A 25,480-nucleotide genomic window follows, 5' to 3' on the forward strand; every position below is an offset into this window, starting at 1 on the left:
GTCGATAACCGCTTGCCGTGACCGTTCATTCGACGGAGTTAGGTACCGAATGACCGTCGGGACTATTTGGGCGGTGTCATAAGGACGTTTGCAGAGGCATATCCTTCTTTTTGTGAGGCACGGGTGTCGGAAACAAAGGTTGGATTAACTTCCGCAACTGAGAGAGAACCCGCTTTTATCAATGGGTTGGATAAAACATCGTGTTGATCGGTGGTGGCTGAATTGCCGCAAATGCCTGAGAAACAACGCATAAGGCGCCCGGAAGCCGGAAAGGATCGTTGACGGGAATTGGGTGGAGAGGATAGGGCAGGCGGGTCGTGGGAGGCGGGAAGAATGTGCAAAAAGCGAGGACGAACGTGAAGCGAGCAGTGGATCTATTTCTTGCTCTGGTGGCAGCCGTGATCCTGATCATTCCGATCGGCGTCGTGGCACTGTGCGTGCGCCTGACCTCGCCGGGACCGGCGCTTTACTGGTCGAACCGTGTGGGCCGCCGCAACAAAACCTTCCGAATGCCGAAATTCCGCAGCATGCGAATTGACACGCCGACGGTCGCCACGCATCTGCTGGATGATCCCTCCCGCTACCTGACGCCGGTCGGCGGCTTCCTGCGCAAGTCGAGCCTCGATGAACTGCCGCAGCTCTGGTGTATCCTGAAGGGCGAGATGAGTTTCGTCGGCCCGCGCCCAGCGCTCTATAACCAGGACGACCTGATCGCGCTGCGCACGGCCGAAGGTGTCGATGCGCTGCTGCCGGGGCTGACGGGCTGGGCGCAGGTCAATGGCCGTGACGAGCTGCCGATTCCCGAAAAGGTAAAGTTCGACGTTGATTATCTGAACCGCCGCTCCTTCTTCATGGATATGCGCATACTGGCCATGACTGTTGGCAAGGTATTGGGCAGCAAAGGCATAACCCATTGAGGTTACGACCTAAGGTTATGAACAGGTTGCTCACGCGACTACAGATTATTCGGTTGCACTTGAGATCGAAAAGGACAAGAAGAAATCAGACTGGAATGATGGGTGGGCAGTATAAGTATGCATAATGATCCTTCAAATGACGGATCAAAGACCAGCCGGTCCTGGACGTCGATGCAGGCACTGATCGGACCGCTCTTGGCAATGCCGCGTCCGGCCAAGCGCATTCTTGCGCTGATCGTCGATTCCAGCCTCTGTGTTTTCACCATCTGGCTTGCCTATTGTTTCCGTCTCAATGAATGGACGATCCTGACGGGCGCGCAATGGCTCGCCGTTCTGGTGTCGCTGTGTCTGGCGCTGCCGATCTTCATCGTCATGGGCATGTACCGGGCGATCTTTCGTTACGCGGGCATTGCCGCTTTCCTGGCAGTGCTGAAGGCGATTGCGATCTATGGCGTTGCCTTCGCGACGATCTTTACCGCGCTCAGCGTTCCCGGCATCCCACGTACCGTCGGCATTCTGCAGCCCTTCCTGCTGTTGATCGCGATCGGCCTTTCCCGGCTAGGCATCCGCTACTGGCTGGGCGATACTTATCAGCGCATCATGCACAAGGGCGCGATGGCAAAAGTGCTGATCTATGGCGCAGGCAGTTCTGGCAGGCAGCTTGCCGCCGCGCTGACCAACAGTGCCGAACTCAATGTCGTTGGTTACCTCGATGACGATCCAAAGCTCAAGGGCGGCATCATGGGTGGCCTGCCGATCTATGATGCCGCCGACCTGCCTGAGCTCGTCCAGACGCTCAATGTCCACAACGTACTTCTGGCCCTTCCCTCGGCATCGCGGCAGCGCCGCAACGAGATCCTCGAGCAGATCCGCAAGGCGCGGGTAAATGTGCGCACGCTGCCGGATATGACGGCACTCGCTCAGGGCCGCATCGCCGTTTCCGATATCCGCGAACTTGAAATCGAAGACCTGCTCGGCCGCGAGGCCGTGACGCCGCGCCAGGAGCTTCTCGATAAGGCCTCCCTCGGCAAGGTGGTGATGGTGACGGGCGCCGGCGGCTCGATCGGCAGCGAGCTTTGCCGCCAGATCCTGCGTAGCGGGCCGACGCATCTCATCCTCGTCGAGCAGAACGAGTACGCCCTTTATGCGATCCACGGCGAGCTGCAGAAGCTTTCAGAACTTTACGAACAGCAGAAGGTGCAGATCGTACCGATCCTCTGTTCGGTGCGCGACCGTGACCGCATGGAACATATCATCATGAGCTGGCGGCCGCAGGCGCTCTATCACGCCGCCGCATACAAGCATGTGCCGCTCGTCGAGCAGAATGCGGTCGAAGGCATCAAGAACAATGTCATGGGCACGCTGATTACCGCCCAGGCGGCCGAAAAATACGGCGTGTCGAACTTCGTGTTGATCAGCACCGACAAGGCGGTCCGCCCGACCAATGTGATGGGTGCCAGCAAGCGGCTTGCCGAAATGCTGCTGCAGGCATTGTCAGCCGAGCAGCCGACCGGCCGCGCGCGCACCAATTTCTCCATGGTCCGCTTCGGCAACGTGCTCGGATCCTCCGGTTCGGTCGTGCCGCTGTTTCGCCAGCAGATCAGGGATGGCGGCCCGGTGACGCTGACGCATCCGGACATCACCCGCTACTTCATGACGATCTCGGAGGCCTCTCAGCTCGTCATCCAGGCGGGCGCCATGGCCGATGGCGGCGATGTCTTCCTGCTCGACATGGGCGAACCGGTGCGGATTGCCGATCTCGCCCGCCGGATGATCGATCTCTCGGGCCTGACGGTGCTCAGTGAAGACAATCCGGAAGGCGATATCGAGCTCTCGGTCACGGGTCTCAGGCCTGGTGAAAAACTCTACGAGGAACTGCTGATCGGCGACAATCCCGAGACGACACAGCATCCGCGCATCATGAAAGCGCGCGAGGATTTCCTTTTCTGGCCGGAGCTTTCCAAGCGCCTGAAGGTTCTCGATGCCGCGCTCGACCGCAACGACATACCGGCTGCTCGCCTGATGCTTGCCGAACTCGTCTCCGGCTATGCCTCGACCGGCGAGGTAACCGATCTCGCCCTGAGCGCAGCCGAGGCCAATACGGCCGCATGATTAAAGTCCGGTATTGCACCGGGCTTCTTTCTTCTTCCTCTGCAGAAGTATGTCTCTTCAGGCATTTGCCCCTTTGTCGACCGTCAAGGTCGCACCGGTGACCGAGCGGGCAGTCGGCGAGGCGAGATAGGCGACGATGTCGGCAATCTCGACGGGATCGGCAAAGCCTGCCGGATTGGACATCAGCCCCTTTCTGCTCCTCGGAATGCGGCCCGTCTGCCGGGTTCATGCCTGACCCGGACGATGGGCACTGCGCCTCGGAGAGCCTCTATGCCGCCTTCGGCTTCAAGGAGACGCTCTTTATCGAGAGCTTGATCTCTACCAAGCGACGGTCAACACCGAGGTCTGGAATGCGCTCGACGAGGGGAAAACGATTGCCTCGGCGATCGAAGGTTCCCTCGTCAATACCGCCCGCGCCTATAGTCGCCCGGATGTGCCTGCCGGCTGCATGATTGTGCCCGGCGCAAACCCGGCTGCCAGCGAAGTCGAAGCAGTCGGCGACGATATCAGGCCGCGCCGTACCGAGAATATTAGCCAGCTCATGAAAAAGTTCGAAGGGGCCGTCAGCGAAGGCGAACTTGCCGGCACTTTCGGCTGCAAGGCTGCTGCGGTCTTCTTTGCCACGCTGCAGAACGGCATGTCGCTGCTTGCCCGTGACGGCGGCGGAGACAACGTGCCGATGGCGGTTGCCTGGAGCGGCGGCGGCCCGTTTGAAGGCATGACCCGCGGCCATCGCCGCGGATGAACCGGCACTCAGCAATACAAGGCATCCCTATGTTCTGCAGATTCAACCTTTGAATGAACACTAGTCTCCCAGGATTACCTATAACTGCTGATTGCAACTAGGATGGTTTAAGCTCATATCAGGGCATCCCGTTTTCGCGCCTCGCTATGCTTGCTCCCGGTCAGAGTCATGACTTCGAGGAGCCTGCGATGACGGATTTCATTTCATGGATCGCCGAAAACTTCAGGAGGACATGATGAGAGCCAGCGCAGTTGTAAACAGGGCATTGGTCGCAACCAACAAAGGAACGCGCTACGGGCTGGGTGCCGGGGGAATGAACCCCGGCAAGCCGTCACCGGCAGCGAACGGGAAATGTGACTGTTCCGGGTTCGTGGCCTGGTGTCTCGGGATGTCGCGAAAGACGCGAGAGGCCTTCTATGTCGAGGAGAACGGCGGATGGATCGAGACGACAGCGGTTTCGAAAGACGTCCTTTCCTCGACAGGGATCTTCGCGCCGCTGGATAAACCCTTGCCGGGCTGCGTCGTCGTCTACGGCGATTACAAGGACAGCAACGGCCGCCATCATGAAGGCCATATGGCTGTCGTTACCGAGGTGAACAACCGCAGCGGCATCGCGGGTATCGACAAGGTCGTCCATTGCTCGGTGAGCAACGACAATTCCGGAGACGCGATACAGGAGACCGATGCGCGGATCTTTGCCAACAACAGGAATAGCGTGATCGGCTGGTGCATCCTGGTACACGAAGGCTGATCAGCGCAGTCCACATCGTCGCAGGGCCGATGACCGGCAAATAGGAGGAGGATCATGCCAATAATAGGAATTATCGAAGGCTGCGAAATCTATCAAGATGCCGACGGCCGCGTCCATTTTACCGCCGATGCCGCCATCGATGCCGATGGCGCCAATGGCCAGCATGGCGCAGCGCCAGCCTACAAGGAAGACGACAGCGGGAGCGAAGCGTTGGCCAATGGCGGCATGAGGATCAACGCCCACGAAAAAGTCATCTGCGCTTACGACTGGGCGCGCAGTGTCGTTATTCTGAATACCGATAACGAGCCGAAGATCTTTCCGGGTGGCATCATCGCATCCCGGACCTGGTATCGCCACCGCAATCGGCCTGCCGGTGATCCCGCCGCTTACGTCGATGCGCAGACGGTGCCCTATATCGTCGTACCACCGCTCATCGTCCAACGCGTCACGCCTGTCGTCCGGGGCTCGAGGGCGAGGGTGACATGGCGCGACAGGTCGGTCGAATGCGTCGTGGCGGATCTCGGACCCGGCAACAAGATCGGCGAGCTCAGCATCGCAGCCGCCGATGCGCTCGGCATGCCTTCGAGCCCCCGCCACGGCGGGGTCAACCACAAGGAAGTTTTCTACGAGCTGTGGCCGGGGGTGGCAATGAACGGTTACGAACTGCAGCCCGCCTGAAGCGGTCCCATCTCTCGCGGGCATGACCCGCGGCCATCGCCGTGGGGAGGCCTGTCCTTTCGCGGGTGAGCGAAAAGAGATGGAAATGCTTGCACATCAATTCGTCCGTAAGCCCTCGGTTCGGTTTCCCGACCGAGGGCGTTTCATGTCGGCGGGCAGCCGTTATCGGAGCGCCGGGCAGCCGCGGACGTTGGCAAAGCTGATCTCGTCGGGACCTCGCCGCGTCCAGCCCTGAACGATCACACGCCGCGGCGTGACGTCCACGACGCGAGCGCGACGGAAGCCAAAATCGCGCGCCTTGTCCGCTGCCCATCGGGGATCGCAGCCACCGCGCTGCGGACGACCCCAGCCAGGCGGCGGCGGCGGAGGCCGGCCCCAATCCCTGTCAGGTTCAAAACGGGGCGGCGGTCCCCTGTCGTAACCTTCGTAATATTGCGCAGACGCGATGCTCGACGTGGAGACTACAGTGCCAAGGGCAAGCAGAATGCCGATGGCAGATTTCGTGAAGTTGATCATCAATCCAATTCTCGTTGGGGGCATACGCCTGCGAGGGTAGGGCACATCGTGGCAAACTGATGGCCAAGTGTATTGTCGCCGTCCGGCGAGACAATTCGCTATCAAGCCCAATGGGTTAATGTCGCAGCCAGCTTCAGCACATCGGCGCGCACTGCTGCGGCCACCCGCAAATGGCCGGCATGATCGCGCCATTGCGTCAGCGCCGTCCGGATAGCCTAGAGCAGGTCGCAGTGGTCGCAGACCCCGCCCGAGGCCGGACGGGATCGCATTTCCTGATCTCAGCCAAGCGTTTCTGCAAAAAGTTCGAGCAGGCGCTTCCAGTGCCGCTCAGAACCCTTTTCGCTGTAGATCTCGCCGCGGTCGGGAACCGTCCAGCCATGCGACATGCCGATATAATTCTCGATGATGTGGTCGACGCCACCGGTGCGGAGCGCCTCGGCAAGGCGAGCGGACTGCTCCGGCGGGAAACTGCCATCGACGCCAGCGACCCCGACATAGATGCGCGCCTTGATGTCGCCGGCAAGGCGATGCGGACTGTCGGGCGCCTCGCTCGCCAGATTGCCGCCATGGAAGCTTGCGGCCGCCGCGATCCTGTCGGCATAAACGGCCGCTGCCGTCAGGGCGCGACCGCCGCCCATGCAATAACCGACGGCGCCGACCGGACCGGAAACGCCCTCGGCTTCGAGCGCGTCGAGGAAGGCTGCGCTGTCGCGCTTCGTCATCTCCTGCGTCGTCTCGCGGATCATCTTCATGATCTCGGCACGCGAGGTCTCGTTGCCGAAGGAGGAGCCGTCGAAGAGGCCGTACGAGCCGAAACGGTAGAAGAGATCGGGTATCAGCACGACGTAACCGGCATTGGCGAGACGCTCGCCCATGATATCGGTTGCCTCGCGCGGCCCGAGCGCATCCATATAGTAGAGAATACCGGGCAGGACCTTGCCCTCACTGCCTTCGGGGCGGAAAAGTGACGCCTTGGCAACGCCGTCGGCCGTCGTGATTTCAATATCGCGTTTCATGCGCCAATCCCTTTGATTTTATTGAAGCAGCCCCAAAGCCACTGCAGCAATCTGACAAAGAACAGCAACAGTCTCAAGACACGAATATCTGGGGAGGGGTGCCGTTCAAGGACGACCAGCAGGTCGCCGCGCGACAAAAGCAGCGCCGTGTTGAATTTCACAGCGCCCGGCACCCAGCCGGTCACGGGGACTGTCGCACCACTCGTCAAAATCACCGGCCCCCGCAATGCCCTTGCAATCCTCCGTCCACAAGTTGGCCCCATCGTTCCACCAGGTGATGGGCGCAAGCGATTGCCGATCGTCGTGATCGATGGCATGACTGGCGGGAACACCGGGCCGAGGGCGATCCGGGCAAGATTGGGCGGCGAGCTCTTGAGGGACATGACATTGATGCCGAAAGCAGCCGCAGCCGCAAGATACATGCTTGCCTACCTGTCCTGGCCACTGGTGTTTTTCTCCGGCCTGACGGGCGCCTATTTTGGCTTTGCGAGTGGGCATCCGATGGTCGCATTTGCAGCCACTTACGCAGGTGCCGTCCTGCTCCTCTTCCTGCTCGAACGTATCATTCCCTATGAAGAAGGCTGGCTACAGTCTGATGGTGAAACGGCCAACGATATTGCCCACACGGTGTTGACCAAGGGGCTCGTCGAACTGGCGGCGCTGGCCGGGGTCATCTTTCCGATGCTTGCCGCGGCCCTGCTGCAACCGCTTGCCGCCATGCAGTTCAGTCTCTGGCCGTCATCCTGGCCGATGCTCTTCCAGGCGGGCCTCGCCGTCGTCATCGCCGAGTTCGGCCTCTACTGGGCTCATCGCATCGCCCATGAGCGGCTGTTTTTCTGGCGCTTCCACGCCCTGCACCACAGCGTCACCCGTCTCTGGGTCGTCAATACCGGGCGCTTCCACGTCGTCGATTCGCTGTTCAAGATCGCGCTGAGCCAGATCCCGCTCTACCTTCTCGGCGCACCGCTGCAGGTCTTCTGGTGGCTCGGCGCCGTCACCGCCTTCATCGGCATCCTGACCCATTGCAACGTCGATATGCGAACAGGCCTTTTCGACCTCGTCTTCTCGACGCCCAGACTTCACCGCTGGCACCATTCGAAGGATATTCGCGAGGGCAATACGAATTACGGCGAGAATGTCGTGCTGTTCGACCAGCTGTTCGGAACCTATTTCAATCCAGACCGGCCGTCCTCGACGGATATCGGCATCAAGGGTCAGATCGCTCCCGGCTTCGTCAGGCAATTGGCGCAGCCTTTCACCAAGGACGGCGTGCGCCAGATTCTCGGCCGCCATCCCAAGCGCGGCTGAAGCTAGGGCCCGTCCCGGACCGTCATCTTTTTATGACATGCTGCCTGTAATAGCCGGCGAACTTCGACGGAAACGCACGGGGACGCCGATGACGACGTTGAAACAGGTTGCGCTGAGGGCCGGGTGTTCCATGGCGACGGCAAGCCGGGTGCTGAACCTCAGTGGCCCGGTCAGCCGGGCGGCAGCACTTCGCGTGCGCCGCGCTGCGGCCGAAGTCGGCTATCGTGCGGCCGCACCGTCGGCCCGCAGCGGCCGCCGGCCTGTTATCGGCGTGCTGGTGCCGAGCGTCACCAATCCGGTTTTCGCCTCGTCGCTGTCCGGCATCCAGAACCGCATGCTGGTCGCCGGCCACAGCGTTCTCATTGCCCAGTCGAATTACGATCCCGATCAGGAGGCCGATGCCGTCGCCGGGCTTCTCGGCGAGCGGCCGACCGGGCTCATCCTCACCGTCTGCGATGCCGGCACCAGCCCGGCGCTCGCCCAGGACCTGCCGCCGACCGTGCTGCTCGGCAATCCGCCGACCCCCCGATATCCTGCCGCCGTCACCGTCAACAATTATGCGGCAGGCTGCAGGCTGACCGAACACCTGCTCTCCATGGGACATCGTCGCATTCTCTACGTCTCCGGCAGCTTCAAGGCTTCGGACCGCGCGCTGTTGCGTTATCAGGGCTATCTGCGGACCATGGCGGCGGCGGGCGTCGCGCCACTCGACGCCGTAGAGGTGTCCTTCGTCAGCGGTTACGACCAGATGGATCTCGGCCAGGCGTTGCGGACATTTGCACCGACAGCCATCATCGGCTCGAACGATCTCATCGCGCTCGGCGTCGTCGGCGCCATCCATCGAGAGGGCCTGCGTGTTCCCGACGATGTCTCCGTTGCCGGCTTCGACGGCATCGCCATCGGCAAGCTCATAAATCCGACGCTGACCTCGATCGAAATGCCCGATCTCAGCATGGGGGCGACGGCGGCATCGCTGCTGCTCGATATCGTCGAAAACGACGCGCCGCTGCGGCATCTGGAACTATCGCATGCCTTGCGTGCCGGCGGCACTGTCCGAAACCTCCAGAAAGACGAAACCGCCGCACCGATGGGATGCGGCGGTTCGGGATCGAAGCCAAGAGCGGCTTAATCAATTCCGGCAAGTGTGAAGCGGATCTTGCGTCCGGAACTGCGTGATAACAAGAAGCTTAGCTGCGCGGCAGCATGCCTTCGACGTCGGAGGCTGCGTCGTCGAGCGCTTCCTTCGGCTCGGCCGAGCCGTCGACGATGCGCGACAGATTGTCGACGATCGTCTGGGTAACCTTGACGCCATTGGTGCCCGGGAAAGCATACCACGGGATCATGCGCGGCATCTGGCTGAGGCCAGCCTGGAAGAGCGGGTTCTTCTTGTAGAAATCACCGAGATATTCGGCGGACTTGGCGGCAAGCTCGTTGTTCGGCACATAGCCCGTGCCGGGCACGACGACCGAGGCGCCGTAGGGGCCGGCCGCGAACTTGGCGAACTTCCAGGCAGCGTCCTGCTTGGCGGCATCCTTGGCGAGGATGACGACGGCGTTGCCACCGGTCGGCAGATGGCCCTTTTCCGGGTCGAGAAGCGGGATCTGGGCGGTGCGCAGATCGAACTTGGCGCCAACGTTCTTGATCGTGTTGACGAGCGCGCCCGTCGTCTGGAATTCGAAACCGACCTTGCYGGCGGCGAAGGCCTGTTCGCCTGCTGCCTTGGTGAAAACAGGCATGCCGCCTTCCTTGACGAAGCGGCTGATGAGTTCGACGGCCTTCTGTCCCTCGGGACCGTTGAAGGCGACCTTCTGCTCGTCGTCGCTCAGCATCTTGCCGCCGGCACCGAAGAGCAGGGCGGAGAACATCCAGTCGTCGCCCTGCCAGCGGAAATCCATGCCGTCGACGCCGTTGCCGAGCGCCTTGATCTTGCTGGCAAGTGCGATGACCTCGTCCCAGGTCTTCGGCGGGGTGTCCGGATTGCCGCCGGCTGCTTTCACGAGATCGGCATTGTAATACATGATCGGGTTGGAGGTGGCGAAGGCAAGGCCCACCTGCTTGCCGTTGACCTGGGCGAGCTTCAGGATCGTGTCCGAGAAGCCCTTCTCGGCCATGTTGCCTTCCTTCTGGACGAGCGGCGTCATGTCGACAGCGACATTGCGCTCGTTCAGCATGCGCAGGCGGTTCAGGCCGATGAAGGTGATGTCGGGCATTTCAGATGTGCCGGCCTGGCGTAGGATCAGCTGGATACCGTCTTCATAGGTCGCCGAAGGGGCGGCGAACTGGATCTTGATGTCGGGGTTTTCTTCCATGAACTTCTTCGAGATCGTGTCCATCACGTCCTTGAAGAAACCCGGCATCGGGTAGTGGATCGTCAGCGTCGTTTCGGCGTGGGCCGGCAGTGCCGCCGCCACGGACAGAGCCGCTGCTGCGAGGAACTGGGTGAAATGCTTCATCGCTCGTTCTCCTGGGTTTAACCGGTCAGCCTTTGAGACCGGTCATGGTGATGCCCTCGACGAAGCGTTTCTGCGCCAGCAGAAAAGCAGCAACGAGGGGAATGGTGATGATGATGGTCGCCGCCATCAGCGCGCCGTAGTCGTCGCCGGCTTCCGCGGCGCGGAAATTCATCAGGCCGAGCGGCGGAGTGGCGTAGCCCGGCTTCGAGATGACGATCAGCGGCCAGTAGAGGTCGTTCCAATGGGCGACGACCGAGAATATCGCGAAGGCCGTGACGGCCGGCCAGGCATTCGGCACGACGACGCGCGAGACGATGCCGAGTTCGGACATGCCGTCGAGACGGGCGGCATGGATCAGGTCGTCAGGCATGGCGCGGAAGAACTGCAGGAACAGGAAGATCGCAAAGACCGAGATGGTGAAGGGGGCGACCAGCGCCGTGTAGCTGCTGAGCAGCGACAGTCGGTCGAAGGCGACATAGAGCGGCAGGGCGGTGGCATGGATCGGCACCAGCAGTCCGAGCAGCACGAGCACCATCATCAGGCGGGCCGCGCGGAACTTCAGCTTCGCCATCGCATAGGCGCAGGGGATGGCGACCAGCACCTGGAAGAAAAAGATCAGCGCGCAGACCACCACGCCGTTCCACAGGAGCGTGCCCATCGCCACCTTGTCGAGCGCCTTGGTAAAATTCTGCAGGTAAAAGAAATGCGTCGGGATCAGCGAAAGCGCTGCCGTGAAGATATCGTCCTGCGACTTGCCGGCCGCCGATATCATGAAGATGTAGGGCGCGAGGAAAATGACCGCGCCGAGAACAAGCAGCGCCAGGCGGATCAGCCGGCCGGGGGTGAAACGGGGGCGCGTCTTCATGAATAGTGCACCCGCCGGTCGAGGAAGCGGTACTGCAGGAACATCATGACGACGAGGATGGCGAGGAAGACCACGGTCATGGCCGAGGCATAGCCGACCTTCATGTAGACGAAGCCCTCCTGGTAAATGGTGAAGAGCAGGACTTCGGAAGCATGATTGGGTCCGCCATCGGTCAGCGTCTTTACCGTCTCGAAGGTCTTCACGGCGTTGATGACGCTGATCGTGGTGACGAAAAGCGCCGTCGGCCCGAGCATCGGCCAGGTGACGAGGAAGAAGCGGTCGAGCGAGGATTTGGCGCCGTCGATCTCGGCTGCGGCATAAAGCTCGCGCGGGATCGCCGTCAGCCCGGCAAGGAACAGCACCATGTTGAAGCCGACCGTCTGCCACACACCGATGATGGAGAGGCTGTAGAGGGCGGTCGATGAGGCCCCGAGCCAGTTCGGCTTCGGCAGGCCGGCGGCACCGAGCAGCGCATTGAGCGGACCGATGGTCGGATGGAAGAGATATTGCCAGACGGTCGCCATGGCGACGATCAGCGAAACCACCGGCAGGAAATAGGCGGTGCGAAAGACGCTCTTCCCCCAGCCCTCGCTTTCGATCAGCATCGCCACACCAAGGCCGAGCAGGATTGAGACGGGCGCGACGATTGCCGTATAGACCGTGGTGTTCCACAGCGACTTGCGGAAGGTGCGGTCGGTGAAAAGCGCGGCGTAATTCTCCAAGCCGACAAAACGGATCTTGCCGACGCCGAGCTCGAAATCGGTAAAGCCGAGAACGACGACAGCGACGATCGGCAGCAGCACGAAGAGGACAATGAGGATGATCGCCGGCAGCGCCAGCAGCCAGGCGGTCTGCGCCTCGCGGCGCTCGTGCCGGATAGCCGATGCGGCCGGCCGGCCAACCTCGCCTGTGGCAATGCTAACCATGCGCCTTCTCCCGTGCAGCGTCGGCCGGAAGCGCTGCCGCTCGCAGCCGGCGGCCGCCGGGGGCAAAGACCATGGCCTTGTCGGGCTGAAAGGACAGCGCGACGGCCATGCCGGCGGCAAGTCCCGCAGCTTCGGCCGGCGTAAGTTTGGCAAGCACGGTCTCGCCAATTGCATTCAGCCGGCAGAACAAGATCACCTCGGAGCCAAGGAATTCCATGCGTTCGATACGGGCGGGAAGGGCCGTCTGGCCGTCCACGGCAAGCCGCACGAATTCCGGGCGGATGCCGATCGTCACGTCTGCGCCGGTAAGATCAGATTCTTCCAGCGCCAGCCTGATATCGCCGAAGGCGATCGTTCCGCCATCGGCGCGCGCGGTTAAGAGATTGATGCGCGGCTGGCCGACGAAGCGGGCAACCTCGATATGGGCGGGGTCGTCATAGATGACCTGGGGTGCTGCCAGCTGCAGCAGCTGGCCGCCGATCATCACGGCAACGCGGTCTGCCATGGAGAGCGCCTCGGCCTGGTCGTGGGTGACATAGACGGTCGGAACACCGGCGCGCCGATGCAATTCGACGATTTCGCCGCGGGCATGAACACGCAGGTTGGCGTCGAGGTTCGACAGCGGTTCGTCCATCAGAAAGACGCTCGGATGGCGCACCATGGCGCGGGCAAGCGCCACGCGCTGCCGCTGGCCGCCCGACATCTGGCCGGGCTTGCGTTCCAGGAGGTGGTCGATCTTCAAAGCTTTGGCCGTCTCTTGCACGTCGCGAGAAATACTCATGCGAATAGCGCGGTAGCCGGGCATGACCGGGCCGAGGAAGGGAAGGCGCTGAACACGGCTCAGCCGGCGCATGGCCAACGGCACGGCAATATTCTGGCCGGCCGACAGATGCGGATAGAGCGCGTAGGACTGGAAGACCATCGCGATATTACGGTCGGCTGGCGCCACATCGGACATTTCCCGCCCGCCGATGACGATCTCGCCACTATCGGCATGATCGAGGCCAGCAAGAATACGCAGGAGCGTACTCTTGCCGCAGCCCGAAGGGCCGACGAGCGCGATGAACTCGCCCGGCTGGACCTCGAGGCTGATATTCTTGAGGATGGCGCTGTCGCCATAGGATTTTGAAATGGCCGAAAGCGTCAGCGCGCTCATTACGCCGGTTCCTTCTGCACTTTGTGGGCCTCGTGCGGATAGACTTCGGCGACCACATCGTCGAGCACATGCGCCACCATGCCCGGTATGGCGACGATCTCGCTCGAGATGTCATCACCGAGATCGTGAAGCACGGCTCCAACAAGCTTCTCGCCTGGCATCTCTCGCTCCATCGTGCCGATGATGAAGGCGGCGGACGGTCCCCAGACGAGCGAGGTATGGTTGAGGGCGCCCTTCCAGGCCCAGTGCAGATGGCCGCTGGCATAAAGCGCGACATCATGGGCCGACATCAGGTCGTAAAGTCTCCGGCGCTGGGCCGGGCGGATGCTCCAATAGCCGGTGTCGCCTTCATCTGGCGCATCGACGAAAAGCGGCTTATGGGCAAACATCGCGATCCGCCGGCCGGCGCGCTCGGCAAGCGCCTTTTCCAGCCATGCAAACTGCGCTTCCTGCTCGTCATCCTCCATGCCCATCAGCAGACTGTCGAGGCCGATCAGCCGCCAGCTGCCGGCATCCTCGAGCCAATAATCGGGGCCAACGAGGCTGCGCCAGCGGTTGAGCCTTGTCGCATCGACCGGTTGGAGCGAGCCTGGCAGATGGCCGACATCGTGATTGCCGGGAACGATCAGCATCGGGATCTTCACTTGCCGCATCAGCTCCATGCAGAAGGTGAGATCTTCGTCCTTGTCGGCGCCATCGACCGCGAGATCGCCGGTATGGACGACGAGATCGGCACCGCTGCCATTGATCCAGTCCGCAAGCGGCTGCCAGTTGCCGTTGAAATGCGGTATCGACGGGCTGAAATGCGTATCGGTGATCTGGACGATTTTCATGCCGGGGCTCTCCACTAAGGCCCACGGCAGGTTTCCGGCGGCAGGCAATGCTGATGCCGCCTCTTTAGAGCGCCCCAATGTCAGGCGAGTTACAAGCGTTTCCACCCTTGTTCCAATTGTGTCGTGTAATTGTCATGGAGCCGATCGCACCCAAAGCCAAATCCGCAATGTATCGGCAATCGATTGGCGCTGTCGCCTGGGTAGGGATAAATCTGGGCGCACAGTACCGATTGATGAACGCATTGATGGAGAAAAGGAAACGGAGTTGGCCGCGGCCAATTCTTCTCGGCTTCGCCGTACTTGCGACCGCAGCCATGCTCGCGACCTGTGCCTCGCAGATCACGAAGAGCTATGTCGGCGTGCCGATCAGCAGTGTCATGCTGGATTAGGCCCCGCCCGACAATGTCTATGAGATGCGCCCTGGTTAGCGGGCCTATCAATGGCGCGAGGACAAGACGTGGTCTCCGGCGGCTCGAGCGGCGAGCTACGCCAGACGCGCCGTGGTGAGCGCTATGAGGTGACGGAGAGGCATGGTTATGTCGAGCGGACGGAATGTGCCTACACCTACTACACCCGCAATTCCGGGCGAGGCCTCCAATAACTTTTCACCCCATTGATAAGCGATTGCAAAGCCGAGATGTTTTTCGAGGTGTGGCAGTTTGGACTTGAACCGTTCCGCCACACCTAAAGGCAGGTGTGGCAGTCTGTTCCCGGTTTAGCCGCTCGCCGCTTCCGTTTCATCGGGCTGTTCGGCGATCGCCAGCAGCTTCGTTCCGACGCCGTCCCAGTTGATTCGTGCGACCGTCTGACGCGCCAGGCGGGCTCGGTCGGCATTCCTCGTATAAACTTTTAAGGTTTTTGCATCGCGCCATCCAAACATCGCCTCGAGCATGCTGTCGGTCGCTTCGTTGTGGGCGACATCGGTCGCAAGGCCCTTTCGGACGGAATGCGCGGTGAGGTGGCCGAGGCCGGCCTGTCGAAACCAGTCCGAGATCCTGTTGCCGAGGCCCTTGATTGAGAATGGTCTGGCGAATTCAGTGAGCACGTAGGTGAGCGCGTTGGTCTTGTGCAAAGCCAGAACTGATTCGAGGATCGGATGAATGGCGATCTCGATATCGTAGGGCGTCTTGTTTCTGTTTTTGAAGAGGCGCATCGCAGCCGACGCGCCGATTGACGAGCGCACCGCCTACAGGGATCCGGATGCGAAGCCGATGGCCTGCTACTTCGATAGCGAGTTGACCGACTTCGACTGGCCCATCAAGCAGAATGAGAAGCGCAGGGCGCGCGAGGCCAAACGCCGCGAGGAAGAGGCCAAGAAGCGTCAGGCCGCGTAACCCCAGCAGCGGCATCGATTGGGCGATGTCACTCGGGGCTGTTCAATTCGGCGATCTAGCTGTCGCCATAGCCGCCTCCGGGCGGCTTTTCCGTTCTAGGCGTGGATCACGGTATCTTCGCGACGGGCTTCTTTCGGTTGCGCGGTGCGATTGGCTTGGGACCATTCTTGCTGGCCGCCATTTCGGCGTCCCTTGAGAGACGCAACTCGCGAAGGCGAGCAGTCTTCGCGTCGCGGGCAACGTCTTGGGCGGAGGTAAGAGCTTGAGATTCCCGGTGGGTGGTCTCGGCTTTGTTTTCGCGGATTTTACTGGTCATCAGTTTCAAGTAGTTCAGTCGGGGCGGAAAAGAAGCCCAAACCGGCTCCTGAGACCTCATCCCGATGAAACAACCCGGTCGGACTAGCTTAGTCTGGTGGCCCAAAGGATGCCGAGACCAGCGGGAACTCTGCGGCTCACCAATTGCTACGCTTCGCGGGTGTAGCTAGCCCGAAATCGGTCCTTGTAAACGCCTGAGTCGGCAATAGGGCGCCATTTCATGTCGGAGTAGATCAGCCCGGTAGCTCGTCAGGCTCATAACCTGAAGGCCGCCGGTTCAAATCCTGCCTCCGCAACCAAATCCAGCCCGCCCGGTTCGCCGAGGCGGGTGTAAACATGAACGGCAAGTTCACATAACGTTCATCCCCGTAAGACCATGGTCGCCCACATTAGAAATGGAAAGGCGTAACCATGAATAGTTTTTCTCGCATCGGTACTGCTATAGTTGCTGCTGTCATCGCAGCATCGAGCTTTGGCATGGCCTCAGCCGCCCCCATGGCGGCTCAGCATCTGCAGGTCGCTTCGAGCGTCGAACTTGCGCAGTACCACCGCGACGACCGCCGCCGCGAATATCGTCACGACCGCCGGGACCGTTATGAACAAGGGCGCGACCGTCGCGGCTACTGGAATGGTCACCGTGGTTACAGGGACTACCGCAAGGGTTATCGTCGCCACAGCGACGGCTACTACTACCCGCGGTCTGTGTTCCAGCTCTACATCCGCTAAGTGGTTTCAGCTTCCTTCGACAACCCCGTCAGAAATGGCGGGGTTTTTTCGTTCCCGTGTCCGGCGGTATCCGGACCAACAAGGAGAAGACGCCATGAGCGTACAAGCGAAGATGAAATGTTTTACCGTCCAGCATCTCAAGGATGGCCAGCCGGACACCAGTCTCGCGGACATCCTCATGATGGCCGTCTCCGACGACAAGGATCCGACCAACAAAGCGTGGTCGAAGGCAACCTCGAGCGCAAACCTCAGCATGTATGTGACCGTCCCTGACGCAATCGCATACTTCGAGCCAGGCGCCGAATACACACTCACCTTCACGAAGGTTGAGAAGTAATTTCACAGCTAAGCCGAGCGATTTGACGGCATCGAGGTTCCGGGACTGGCGTAATGGCCAAAGCGGGCAGACTTCGGTGCGCGTGACGCCGGCGTGCAATCATCGGAGAGCCAGCATGAAGCGCGCCGTTATCGCTGTCCTATTCAGCATCGCCATCGCCTGCATGGCTGCCGCTTTCCTCACGGCATGCCAGTCCTATCAGCCGCCAGGCGAGGGGATTTGGCGTGCGCTGTAGTAATTCTTTCAACGACATCTACCCGTTGACACGTACCCGTAGCTGGAACCACGTCCAGCTTGTCGCCGACCCTATAGTTGTCGCTAGGCACACCAAGATCCACGGATCGGGTACAATCATAGCTCTTGCCTCTGTGGGTTCTCGTAAACTGGATCGTCCCCATGCCGTCTGCTAGGAGTCGTAACTGATGATACCAATGAGAAACGAGCTAGGTCTGATTATGTTGCTGTTGGAGTTCTAAGCGTTAGATGGCGGGTCTGTTTAAATCGTTGAAGAGAGTACTGACTGGCAAAATAACCCGACAATCAGACGTTCAGATTATGAACGGTAGTTGCGTTATGTCCTTGCGTATTAAACGCGATAGCGGAAGTGGCGGCCTCTATGTTGTGTTGGCCTCTAAAGCATCAGGCAACTATCAATACTACCCTTTCGATGCAGAAGAGTTTGACAGTTTCGTTGACGCCGCTGTCGAGATCAAGAATGCGTTACGGGCCGATGAATCGTCTGCTATCGATCGGACCCAGGCCAGCGTCAAACCGTGACCTGGGAACACCGCTCTGATGTCCGTTGTCAATGCGCTGGGCGTGTGCAACCGCTCGTTCCGACGAACGACTATTCATGATGATGATCGCGTATGGGTGGAGACGGGACTCAAGGACGTCGGTGATCAAGCTCTGATGCGCGGGTTGGCTACCGCATTCCCGATTGTGCGTCCGGGGCTGTTCCTATCTTACTGCGGGCGTCGGTCCGAAGCCGGCCACAAAGCGGATGACGGGTATTCCCTGCCGTTGTCCCGCCTCCGCCCATGCGCGAGGTGCAAGTTTGATGCAGTGACTATGTCCTGATCGCCTGCGCCTCCCTTGCAACGGCCCACATGAAGCCGGCCAATTCTCGGGCAATTGCGGTGCAAACCACCGTCGTCCGTTTTCCCCGCGCCTCCAACAGGCGATATCGAGCCGTCAACTGGCTCTGAGCCTTCCAAGCGATCTCTCTGACTGCCGGCGGCGCCTCTTCCAGCCGGTATAGCTTTCTCGCGCCGACTTTTGGCGGGTATCGATAAGTCCACGCGCTCTCGACCAGCATGTGCCGAACCCGGCCGTTGCCTGCCTTCGTGATCGAACCTCGTCTGACCGTCTCACCCGTTGATCGCTCACCAGGGACCAAGCCGAGATAGCCCATCAATTGGCGCGGGCTCTCGAAACGAGTGACATCACCGACTTCCGTGGCGAATGTAACGGCAACGATCAGATCAACCCCTCGCAGCGTCTGCAGCGCTCGGATGACTGGAGCCAGCGACCAATTCGGAACGAATTCCTCAATTACTCTCTCCAGACGTCCAACGCGCTCTTTCGAGATGCGGACCGCCTCAACCATTTCCTGCAGGGCGATCTGATGTGCCGGATGGTCGAACCGTTGCTCTTGGAGCCAGCAAAGATATCGCATCGTCCAGCCCTTCTTGCGTGGATAGATACGACCGTGTTTAAGCATGAAGGCACCTATCTGTTGCCGGTGAACTCGCAACGTCGCGACAGCCGCAGCTCGAGCGCGAACGAGGTTGCGCATGGCCTCATGGCCCTCGTCGGGAACCCACACCGCGGTGAGCTCGCGGGCCCTCAATAGCCGGGCGAGCGCGAGTGCATCTCGACGGTTCGTCTTCACTCTGTCGCCCGGCTTCCTGGGGATCAATGATGGAGCTACGACCACACATTCATAGCCAAGCGATCGGATCAGCCGGTGCAGCCCGTATCCGGTTGGCCCGGCCTCGTAGCCAGAAATGCACGCGGTCAAACTTTGCAGCTATCCGCTGAATGACGCGGCGCATGCTTGCATCCGATGCATCAACTTCACCCCAAAAGCGGATCTCTCCCTCCAGGCCGGATTCGGCGACAGCAATCGCATTCTTCAGTTTGGCAACATCGATTCCAACGAACACTTCTCTGTAATCTGCCACGGCTCGTCCTCCTGTGATGAGGATCGGCTCGGCCTATCCGAGCAACCCTCGGAAGACCTGTGTAGGGCGAGCCACCTCAGCCACGAAGACGGACATACGGTCTTACGGTGGTTCTATGATGAGAAGCGTACCCACGCCACCCCATCATCTCAGGAGGGGGCACTTGACTGCTGCCTATCGGCGGATTGACCTGAGATAGGCTGGAACCCTGAAGGCTAGAATAAGTGCGCAGAAGTAAAAGCCGAAGATGTGGTACATACTTTTCCCGACGTTCACACCTATCGAGGACATGAAGTTCAAACCGCGGATGTGATCGTTGCTAGGACCGATATAGGCGGTTAGGAAGCCTGCAAGCAACAGGACGACGAAAACCGTCAAACTCCCTTTGACGTGGAACCGGTCGGACGAGAACAATTGGCGCACGAAAATGGCTATCACCAAGGGTAGCATGATCATGCTAGCAGCTGATCGCGTTGCGATGAACAAGCATTGATCCGACTGCGAATACTGGCTCTTTTCCAGAGCACCCATGATTGCTGTATTCGGAGGCCAGAACCGTAGAAGCGTCTCGTTGTTGATGAACATGCAGCTCAACTCAGGACGGTGCTTGAGAAACTGAAATACGACGAAGACCAGAACGGCACACGCCGCCAAGGTCACAAGAACGATCATAGCGTGTCGTTGTACAATTGTTTGGTCCGCTTCGATCTCTTTGGCTACGCGAGCAAATACTTCTTCCCTGGTCTCGTCGTTCATCTCATAACTTCCAATAAGCTCGACAGAGTGAATAACATTGCGGGAATTGCAGAACAATGAAGACGCTTGATCGGTCACCACAACCCCTATCAATTGCTTGATGAAGCGGCGACAGGCTACGAATTCTCGAAACAATCGCACGGTCGATTCTGCGGGGCATTTATGGACGGTTCAACGGTGCGAGCAAAATCGCTGCTCGAAAAGCTCTTCAGAATTGTGGCGGCTGCCTGGTTTTTGCTCGGGGCTGGTTCGACGGCGGTCTTGGTGTTGTTCGGCTTAAATTTCCTACCATCTACCGAATGGACGGAGGCGACACATCATCTGCGCATGATCTTCGGCCTCCTTTTCGCTGTACTTTTGGTCTGGGCCGTTTGGGTAGGTGGCAAAAAAGCTAAAGCGAGCGAAGCGTATCGGCTTTTTGTTGTCCTATTCAGTCTGTTTTTTGGTTATTTTCTGGGAGGGAATATCGCCTTCATTTGGCCGTTACTGCTCACGCTGATCGCGGGCCATGAAGTTGAACTCCCGTATACGGTCCTGCGAGCAACCGATTTCGGTGGAAGGCGATGCCCCAGTGCAGTGGTGTTGGAACAGATGCCTTTTGTATCGGACCAAGTATGCCGTGTGCCAGAGAGCGTTAGATCAAGCCTGTCACCGGGCAGCCACATCGTGGTACGCGGCTGGGGAACGCGTCTCGGGGTGTACGCGCGTGAGGTGCGCCTAGCCGACGTGAACGGACCTCGCCTCTAGGCTGTCAGTCATCCGTATTCGCCTCGTTGGCGATAAAATCCACGAAGTCGTTGCTATCCTTCACGGTGCGAACGAAGCCGTTCGGATGGATGAAGATTACCAGCCAATGCCGGCGATCGAGCTGCACAACGAAATGAATCCAGTTCATCGCTTTGCCTCCTGTTTGTCAGGAGAACAACACGACGTGGGCAAGAGGTCTAACCCTTGAATGTGAGGGGGAGATCTGTGGCTCGTCACTACCACCCCATCCTCGGGTGCCGGCCCCGCCCCTTTCGGGCTAGCGAGAGTTTGGAAGCCGTCTGCTAGGAGTCGTAACTTGCGGGGTCGGCACAGCTAAGAGATGCGGAGATACAAGAATATGCAACGTGGCAAAACGGCGTAATCCCGCCAGCTTAAAAAGGGAGATTTCCCGAATAATCATCACCCAAAAGGCTCATGACGGTTGATGAACCAACCAGCAATTACAATTTTGGGTTTGCTAATAGCTCCGTTCGAAGCGGGAACAGACCCCGCCGCCCCAACATCAGGTGGCGGGGGCGTTCATCAGTGGCAGATCCCTGCTGACTGGCAGGAACGTGGATCTATTCCGAAGGTGCCCAGCTGAAATAATTTATGACAGCTCAAGTCGGAGGAATAGACCATGCCGACATGAGCAACCCACTGTTGATGATATTCTCGCGTTGGATAATAATCTTTCGTTGGGTAGTAAAATCTCGTCATACATGGCGATGGAGACGTTCCTGCCGGTAGAATTCCTGCTTGACTCAATATCTGCACGTCCTTTTGTGCATTGACCATGCTCGTCTGCATGAAATCGGTAACGATTGGTTTGAGGTCGGGATACTTTTCTATGCAATCGCCGAGCCACCCGTCGCCGGTATGATTGTCGATAAAGACAATGTAACCAATACGGGGTCGTACGGCTTAGCCCCGTCTAGGACCGTATAGTCTTGTAGCACCTTAGCTTTCTCGATCAGCGACCTGTACTGCCTAACCTCTTCATCGGAATGCTCCGAACAAACTATTAGGGTCTCCGGCGTATTCTCATCTTTCTGGTCAGGCATATTCCATTCGATCGCCCAAGGAGCGTTCGAGTTACGAGGGGATTCGATTGGTGCAACTTCTTGCACCGCCGCAACAGCATATGAATGAGATACGAGAATGAAGATGGCAAAGACGATACATCTAGAGAACATACACACATCACCAATCCTGACCCGGCCGCCGTCTATGTATGGCGAATAACGCGACCGCTGCGTCACCATTAAACATCCTACGCCTAAAGTCATTTGCAATAATGGGGAAAATCTCCACCGCCCCATCATCTCTGGAGACTTGTGGCATGCCGGCATTGATGCAATCGTGACAGCTTACGATTGAATATTTGGAGGACGTGAAAGTTGACTGGCGCTCTCGCGCGCTCGCTTTTTGCCTGTTGTTTAATGTCAGCCTTAGGATTCGATGCCGAGCTCGCCAACGCTGACACAGCTGATAGCCCCAGCGTTTTTAAACTAGGTAGTTCGCTAGATGAGGCAAGGCGCATCTCAAGCGAGCGGGGTTGGAAGGTGAGAGTGCTTTCACCTGACCTTCCCGGTCAATGGTATGTTGATGGCGCAGAGGTTGGTCTTTTCGTTTGCGATAACAACCAAATCGCCGCGGTGACGAAAACTCGAGATGGCGGCGTTGATGAGTTCGCCTCGAAAACCTGCAAGCTCAATGCCGTCGATCCGTTCGCGTACCTGTCCGCCACGCTCACCCGCCTCGTCAATGGCCATAAGCAGAGCCGGATCGACGAGCTAATGCCGTGGAAGTACCCGAAGCGAACACACGGCTGAAGTCCGCTGTCGGCCCGAAGCGGCCATCACGGTGAGATCTGATAAAACTCTACCGGTTGTGTTTGGTGTTCATTATCGCGCTTAGGTTACAAGCAGAAGTCCAGACCGAGTAGCGAGCATGATCGACAGAAAATCCTACAATAGGCGAATTAATCGAACGCTCTTAATGATCATTGGTGCGTTCCTTCTGCTTCGCTTTGCAGAATTCGTTTTTGGTCTGCAGGTATCGCCTTCACATTGCCTGATGGTCGGGATTGCACTGGCAATCGCGTCGTTCATTTACAATTTTCGTCCAGATTTAGACCTAGCGTTTCAGATCCAGCGAGCCAAGGCCAGTTCTGAAGACGAATTCGTGCGCTACTTCAAGTTGGCTGCGGGAGGGATCTTTGTCTTGGTGCTTTTTATCAGTGGAGCGATTGTTGCCACGGTATCTCCAGAGATAAATCCTGCGACAGCGAGAGCGATAACGTTCTTTGTGCCACCTGCGCTGGCTTCCGTTTCACCAATGTTCATCGCCATATTCAGGCTTCTAGCCGACAGCTATCGTAGGATTTAGAGATCAACGGAGTTGGCGCATTGTTGCCATCTCCATCACAGCGGTATTACTCGAAACGGCAATACCCGCATGGTCAAGGTGCGAGGCAAACAGCGCTAACGTTCATGTGCATGACCGCAGCCCTGCAAGAGCTCCTAGAAAAACTTCGTGATCCTCGGCGGGTTTATCCGGATTTTGAAGACGCCTCCGGAGCGAGCAAGATTGCCGATATTCTGGAGAATGCACTGGTTAATCAGGCACCGCCGAGCATCATTGATTTGCTTAAGGCCGCCGCGGAAAATGTACTGCGCAGATCTCAGATGAAGAACTGATTTGCATGCTTCCGCTCTATGCGTAAGCGGCAGTACGATCTGTTTCCATGCAGGTCGCCAACGCTACGCCTTGGTACCTGCTCACGCTTGGTGCGAGATTAGAGACAGCGTGCGCCAATCAGAAGAATATCCTCGAAACGCGTGGCTCTCGCCAAAAAGATGCCTGCCGAGGCGGGCTGGTTTCAGGGATTCACGCGGGTGGATCGCGCGGCCCCTGCCGGGGCGAGCAGTGTACGAAATACATTGCCGCGCGATCCTTGCATACAACTTTGAGACGCGGGCAAAGTTCCGATGATGTGGCTGAAACCCTCGGGTGAGTCGGCATCATCTCTAACCGCATGAGAGCGAGATCGAATGAAGGGCGAAGTCGTTTGGATCGAACGCGGGTGGCAACCTGTTGCTGCCGGGTTCGTTCCCTCTGCGAAGGCGTGGGATCGGGAAATTAAGCGTCTCAGGGCGCCAAAACCCCGCCCGGCCTATCCATCCATCGCCAATTTCGGCCGCCATACCCAGCTTCTGGAAAACGACACCACCAAGGAAAGCGTGATCCTCGTCACGGTGGGGAATGGCAGTGAGCGGGATCCTCTTGAAGTGATCATCACCATTGTCCACGAGTCCGTGCACGTCTGGCAGTTCATCTGCCGAGTGATTGGTGAGAGCAGCCCCGGGATCGAAACTGAGGCGTGCGCGATAGAGAGTATCTCGCGAGCGCTGATCGAGGCCTACACATCCACCCAAGGGAAGGGCAAGAAGTGGCTCTGATTGTCGAAACGGGCGCCGGTCTGCCGAACGCTGATGCGCTGATCTCTGTCGAGTTCGCGGATGCATATCATCCAGCTTTCGGTAAAACGGGTTGGACAGGTGATATCGCAGCGAAGGAAGGTGCCATTCGTCGCGCGACGGCGTTCATGAGCAATTCCTATGCGTGGGCCGGCAACCGGACAAAGGGCAGGGCGCAGTCACTCGCATGGCCTAGTGCAGGGGTCGAAGATGCGGAATGCTACGGCATCCCGATCGACCAGATCCCGATCGAGGTAAAGAACGCCACGGCAGAGGTGGCGCTTCGTGAGCTGGTATCGCCTGGCAGCATGGACCCGGATTTCACGGCGTCTGCCACGGTCAAACGGGAGAAGGTCGGACAGCTCGAAGTCGAGTATGCGAATGCGTCGATTTCCGCCGATGCGCAGCGCCCGGTCCTGATGGCGGTCCGCGACATGATTGGGCAGTTCCTCAAGGCCGGCGGCGGTAACGCGCTCGTGGGCGAGGCGTATCGGGTATGAATTAGGTGCCCTGTAGCTACCAAAGAGTCTTGATAGCTAGAACGATCGCCAAAAAACACATCAGCCAAAGGACTACCTGACCGGAAGCCCCTTTGAACTCAATGCCGAAGGCTTTGAACTCGAGAGGTCCAACGGTTTGGCGCAACGTGCTGACCACGAGTAGGGAGAATAGTGCTGCGGCAGGAAGGCCGAAAATGACATGGAATTTATCGGTCATTACCGATCCAAGCGTGTTCCCACTCGGAGACTGAGCTGTGAACCACTCCGAGATCTGGCGTCCGAACGCAAGAAGTATTAATAGGAACGGCAAAACCAGCAGCCATATCCCTAGGATAGACCATAGAGTAGCAGAATTCGTCTTGTTGCTTGATTTTGGTTTTACTTGTCCATTCTCATCCATCTTCGCCCCCTTACGGCCCCAATACATCGCATCACACATCGTGAGGTGAAGCAAGAACATGCAGATGCACAGCCCGCTCTATATTGCCCACAGGGCACAGCGCAGCGCCTTATCACTAAGTATGGGCAAGTTGGCACAATCCGTCGCATCGCGCCGCCCGATCCGGTCACCGGTGGGGATGGTGCGCCGGCGGACTATCCCTGCCGCATGTTCCCGGCCGCCTATGACCGCAAATACGTGGATGGCACGAACATCCTGGCCTCGGACAAGCAGCTTTACATCGGCTCCATCGGGCTAGGCGTCCCGCCGAGGGTTGGAGACGTGGCGATCGGCGTTGACGGCACGGAATATCACATCATCCACGACGATCCGAACAACTATGACGGCATGACGAACTTCGTTTTCATTCTACTGGGAAGGG

At 58.9% G+C, this 25,480-nt stretch carries 29 protein-coding genes, 1 tRNA gene and 4 pseudogenes; 20 read left to right on the forward strand and 14 right to left on the reverse strand.

Translation table 11 applies throughout. The annotated features are described in order from the left end of the window. The first annotated feature begins 356 nt into the window (after positions 1–356). Entirely contained in the window at positions 357–917 is a 561-nt protein-coding gene (locus AC1D35_RS29085) for a sugar transferase (RefSeq protein ID WP_477941381.1), read from the forward strand. Positions 918–1,034: 117 nt separating this feature from the next. Further along, the gene (locus tag AC1D35_RS29090) at positions 1,035–3,029 is read left to right on the forward strand and encodes a polysaccharide biosynthesis protein (protein ID WP_477941383.1); all 1,995 of its coding nucleotides are present in this window, start codon (positions 1,035–1,037) and stop codon (positions 3,027–3,029) included. 57 nt (positions 3,030–3,086) lie between these two features. Here the strand turns inward: AC1D35_RS29090 and AC1D35_RS29095 are convergent, their stop codons facing one another. After that, positions 3,087–3,212 (reverse strand): SDR family oxidoreductase, encoded by a 126-nt coding sequence (locus AC1D35_RS29095; RefSeq protein ID WP_477941385.1) that lies wholly within the window; start codon positions 3,210–3,212, stop codon positions 3,087–3,089. Between the two features lie 265 nt (positions 3,213–3,477). Here AC1D35_RS29095 and AC1D35_RS29100 point away from each other — a divergent pair, with 265 nt between their 5' ends. The 3 genes from AC1D35_RS29100 to AC1D35_RS29110 all read left to right on the forward strand — a co-directional run bounded on the left by AC1D35_RS29100 (position 3,478) and on the right by AC1D35_RS29110 (position 5,203). Then, complete coding sequence (locus tag AC1D35_RS29100; RefSeq protein WP_477941387.1) at positions 3,478–3,774, forward strand: hypothetical protein; 297 nt, start codon at positions 3,478–3,480, stop codon at positions 3,772–3,774. Between the two features lie 388 nt (positions 3,775–4,162). Then, complete coding sequence (locus AC1D35_RS29105; protein ID WP_477941389.1) at positions 4,163–4,525, forward strand: hypothetical protein; 363 nt, start codon at positions 4,163–4,165, stop codon at positions 4,523–4,525. Between the two features lie 54 nt (positions 4,526–4,579). Further along, a complete protein-coding gene (locus tag AC1D35_RS29110) occupies positions 4,580–5,203 on the forward strand; it encodes an RlpA-like double-psi beta-barrel domain-containing protein (protein WP_477941390.1) in 624 nt (207 codons plus the stop codon). A 162-nt stretch (positions 5,204–5,365) separates the two neighbouring features. Here the strand turns inward: AC1D35_RS29110 and AC1D35_RS29115 are convergent, their stop codons facing one another. The 3 genes from AC1D35_RS29115 to AC1D35_RS29125 form a co-directional block, all read right to left on the reverse strand. After that, positions 5,366–5,722 (reverse strand): hypothetical protein, encoded by a 357-nt coding sequence (locus AC1D35_RS29115; RefSeq protein WP_477834028.1) that lies wholly within the window; start codon positions 5,720–5,722, stop codon positions 5,366–5,368. Between the two features lie 275 nt (positions 5,723–5,997). After that, entirely contained in the window at positions 5,998–6,735 is a 738-nt protein-coding gene (locus AC1D35_RS29120; protein WP_477941392.1) for a dienelactone hydrolase family protein, read from the reverse strand. After that, positions 6,732–7,157: a hypothetical protein gene (locus tag AC1D35_RS29125; protein WP_477941394.1), complete on the reverse strand. Its 426-nt coding sequence runs from the start codon at positions 7,155–7,157 to the stop codon at positions 6,732–6,734. The genes AC1D35_RS29120 and AC1D35_RS29125 overlap by 4 nt, the downstream gene beginning before the upstream one ends. Here AC1D35_RS29125 and olsE point away from each other — a divergent pair. Both olsE and AC1D35_RS29135 read left to right on the forward strand, forming a co-directional pair. Next, positions 7,156–8,043, forward strand: coding sequence for an ornithine lipid hydroxylase OlsE (gene olsE, locus AC1D35_RS29130; protein WP_477941396.1), 888 nt, complete (start codon positions 7,156–7,158; stop codon positions 8,041–8,043). The two genes, AC1D35_RS29125 and olsE, sit on opposite strands and share 2 nt — an antisense overlap. 88 nt (positions 8,044–8,131) lie before the next feature. After that, positions 8,132–9,172 carry a substrate-binding domain-containing protein gene (locus tag AC1D35_RS29135; protein ID WP_113510726.1) on the forward strand — a complete coding sequence of 347 codons (1,041 nt, stop codon included), beginning with the start codon at positions 8,132–8,134 and terminating at the stop codon, positions 9,170–9,172. Between the two features lie 58 nt (positions 9,173–9,230). Here AC1D35_RS29135 and AC1D35_RS29140 read toward each other — a convergent pair whose 3' ends face one another. Genes AC1D35_RS29140 through AC1D35_RS29160 form a run of 5 tightly spaced genes read right to left on the reverse strand, consistent with a single transcriptional unit; the run spans position 9,231 to position 14,276 of the window. Continuing rightward, a complete protein-coding gene (locus tag AC1D35_RS29140) occupies positions 9,231–10,496 on the reverse strand; it encodes an ABC transporter substrate-binding protein (RefSeq protein ID WP_477941398.1) in 1,266 nt (421 codons plus the stop codon). A gap of 25 nt (positions 10,497–10,521) precedes the next feature. Beyond that, positions 10,522–11,361 (reverse strand): carbohydrate ABC transporter permease, encoded by an 840-nt coding sequence (locus tag AC1D35_RS29145; protein WP_477941399.1) that lies wholly within the window; start codon positions 11,359–11,361, stop codon positions 10,522–10,524. Further along, entirely contained in the window at positions 11,358–12,287 is a 930-nt protein-coding gene (locus tag AC1D35_RS29150) for a carbohydrate ABC transporter permease (RefSeq protein WP_477941401.1), read from the reverse strand. Before AC1D35_RS29150 ends, AC1D35_RS29145 begins: the two co-directional genes overlap by 4 nt. Then, the gene (locus AC1D35_RS29155; protein WP_477941404.1) at positions 12,280–13,443 is read right to left on the reverse strand and encodes an ABC transporter ATP-binding protein; all 1,164 of its coding nucleotides are present in this window, start codon (positions 13,441–13,443) and stop codon (positions 12,280–12,282) included. Before AC1D35_RS29155 ends, AC1D35_RS29150 begins: the two co-directional genes overlap by 8 nt. Beyond that, positions 13,443–14,276: a metallophosphoesterase family protein gene (locus tag AC1D35_RS29160; RefSeq protein ID WP_477941406.1), complete on the reverse strand. Its 834-nt coding sequence runs from the start codon at positions 14,274–14,276 to the stop codon at positions 13,443–13,445. Before AC1D35_RS29160 ends, AC1D35_RS29155 begins: the two co-directional genes overlap by 1 nt. A 314-nt stretch (positions 14,277–14,590) precedes the next feature. On the opposite strand from AC1D35_RS29160, the pseudogene AC1D35_RS29165 reads away from it, so the two are divergent. Then, positions 14,591–14,877: pseudogene (locus AC1D35_RS29165) on the forward strand (hypothetical protein). Between the two features lie 114 nt (positions 14,878–14,991). On the opposite strand, the gene AC1D35_RS29170 reads toward AC1D35_RS29165, so the two are convergent. Continuing rightward, positions 14,992–15,429, reverse strand: coding sequence for a tyrosine-type recombinase/integrase (locus tag AC1D35_RS29170; protein WP_477941408.1), 438 nt, complete (start codon positions 15,427–15,429; stop codon positions 14,992–14,994). Between AC1D35_RS29170 and AC1D35_RS29175 the strand changes: the two genes are divergently transcribed. From AC1D35_RS29175 to AC1D35_RS29195, 5 genes are all read left to right on the forward strand, one after another. Beyond that, entirely contained in the window at positions 15,416–15,610 is a 195-nt protein-coding gene (locus tag AC1D35_RS29175; protein WP_477941410.1) for a hypothetical protein, read from the forward strand. The two genes, AC1D35_RS29170 and AC1D35_RS29175, sit on opposite strands and share 14 nt — an antisense overlap. Before the next feature lie 536 nt (positions 15,611–16,146). Further along, positions 16,147–16,224: transfer RNA gene (locus AC1D35_RS29180), tRNA-Met, on the forward strand. A gap of 112 nt (positions 16,225–16,336) precedes the next feature. Beyond that, complete coding sequence (locus AC1D35_RS29185) at positions 16,337–16,651, forward strand: hypothetical protein (RefSeq protein WP_477941412.1); 315 nt, start codon at positions 16,337–16,339, stop codon at positions 16,649–16,651. Between the two features lie 94 nt (positions 16,652–16,745). After that, positions 16,746–16,988 (forward strand): hypothetical protein, encoded by a 243-nt coding sequence (locus AC1D35_RS29190; RefSeq protein ID WP_477941414.1) that lies wholly within the window; start codon positions 16,746–16,748, stop codon positions 16,986–16,988. Between the two features lie 573 nt (positions 16,989–17,561). Beyond that, positions 17,562–17,765 carry a hypothetical protein gene (locus tag AC1D35_RS29195; protein ID WP_477941416.1) on the forward strand — a complete coding sequence of 68 codons (204 nt, stop codon included), beginning with the start codon at positions 17,562–17,564 and terminating at the stop codon, positions 17,763–17,765. Between the two features lie 292 nt (positions 17,766–18,057). Here AC1D35_RS29195 and AC1D35_RS29200 read toward each other — a convergent pair. Together AC1D35_RS29200 and AC1D35_RS29205 are read right to left on the reverse strand one after the other, a co-directional pair. Beyond that, positions 18,058–19,174 (reverse strand): annotated as a pseudogene (locus AC1D35_RS29200) (IS110 family RNA-guided transposase). Positions 19,175–19,348: 174 nt separating this feature from the next. Beyond that, on the reverse strand, positions 19,349–19,930 hold the full coding sequence (locus AC1D35_RS29205; protein ID WP_477941417.1) for a hypothetical protein: 582 nt from the start codon (positions 19,928–19,930) through the stop codon (positions 19,349–19,351). A 66-nt stretch (positions 19,931–19,996) separates the two neighbouring features. Here AC1D35_RS29205 and AC1D35_RS29210 point away from each other — a divergent pair, with 66 nt between their 5' ends. After that, complete coding sequence (locus AC1D35_RS29210; RefSeq protein WP_477941419.1) at positions 19,997–20,677, forward strand: hypothetical protein; 681 nt, start codon at positions 19,997–19,999, stop codon at positions 20,675–20,677. Between the two features lie 4 nt (positions 20,678–20,681). On the opposite strand, the gene AC1D35_RS29215 is transcribed toward AC1D35_RS29210, so the two are convergent. Next, the gene (locus AC1D35_RS29215; protein WP_477941421.1) at positions 20,682–20,825 is read right to left on the reverse strand and encodes a hypothetical protein; all 144 of its coding nucleotides are present in this window, start codon (positions 20,823–20,825) and stop codon (positions 20,682–20,684) included. A 1,552-nt stretch (positions 20,826–22,377) separates the two neighbouring features. Between AC1D35_RS29215 and AC1D35_RS29220 the strand changes: the two are divergent. From AC1D35_RS29220 to AC1D35_RS29240, 5 genes and pseudogenes are all read left to right on the forward strand, one after another. Then, positions 22,378–22,512 (forward strand): annotated as a pseudogene (locus AC1D35_RS29220) (transposase domain-containing protein); the annotation flags it as partial. A gap of 118 nt (positions 22,513–22,630) precedes the next feature. Further along, positions 22,631–23,068 (forward strand): hypothetical protein, encoded by a 438-nt coding sequence (locus AC1D35_RS29225; RefSeq protein WP_477941423.1) that lies wholly within the window; start codon positions 22,631–22,633, stop codon positions 23,066–23,068. Positions 23,069–23,178: 110 nt separating this feature from the next. Next, entirely contained in the window at positions 23,179–23,379 is a 201-nt protein-coding gene (locus AC1D35_RS29230) for a hypothetical protein (RefSeq protein ID WP_477941425.1), read from the forward strand. A gap of 354 nt (positions 23,380–23,733) precedes the next feature. Further along, a complete protein-coding gene (locus AC1D35_RS29235; protein WP_477941426.1) occupies positions 23,734–24,141 on the forward strand; it encodes a hypothetical protein in 408 nt (135 codons plus the stop codon). Next, positions 24,132–24,659, forward strand: coding sequence for a DnaT-like ssDNA-binding protein (locus AC1D35_RS29240; protein ID WP_477941427.1), 528 nt, complete (start codon positions 24,132–24,134; stop codon positions 24,657–24,659). Before AC1D35_RS29235 ends, AC1D35_RS29240 begins: the two co-directional genes overlap by 10 nt. Positions 24,660–24,675: 16 nt before the next feature. Here AC1D35_RS29240 and AC1D35_RS29245 read toward each other — a convergent pair whose 3' ends face one another. Beyond that, entirely contained in the window at positions 24,676–25,059 is a 384-nt protein-coding gene (locus tag AC1D35_RS29245; protein ID WP_477941428.1) for a hypothetical protein, read from the reverse strand. Positions 25,060–25,266: 207 nt separating this feature from the next. Between AC1D35_RS29245 and AC1D35_RS29250 the strand changes: the two are divergent. After that, positions 25,267–25,480, forward strand: a pseudogene (locus AC1D35_RS29250) (hypothetical protein); the annotation flags it as partial.

The organism is Rhizobium sp. P1_E6 (assembly GCF_056405875.1).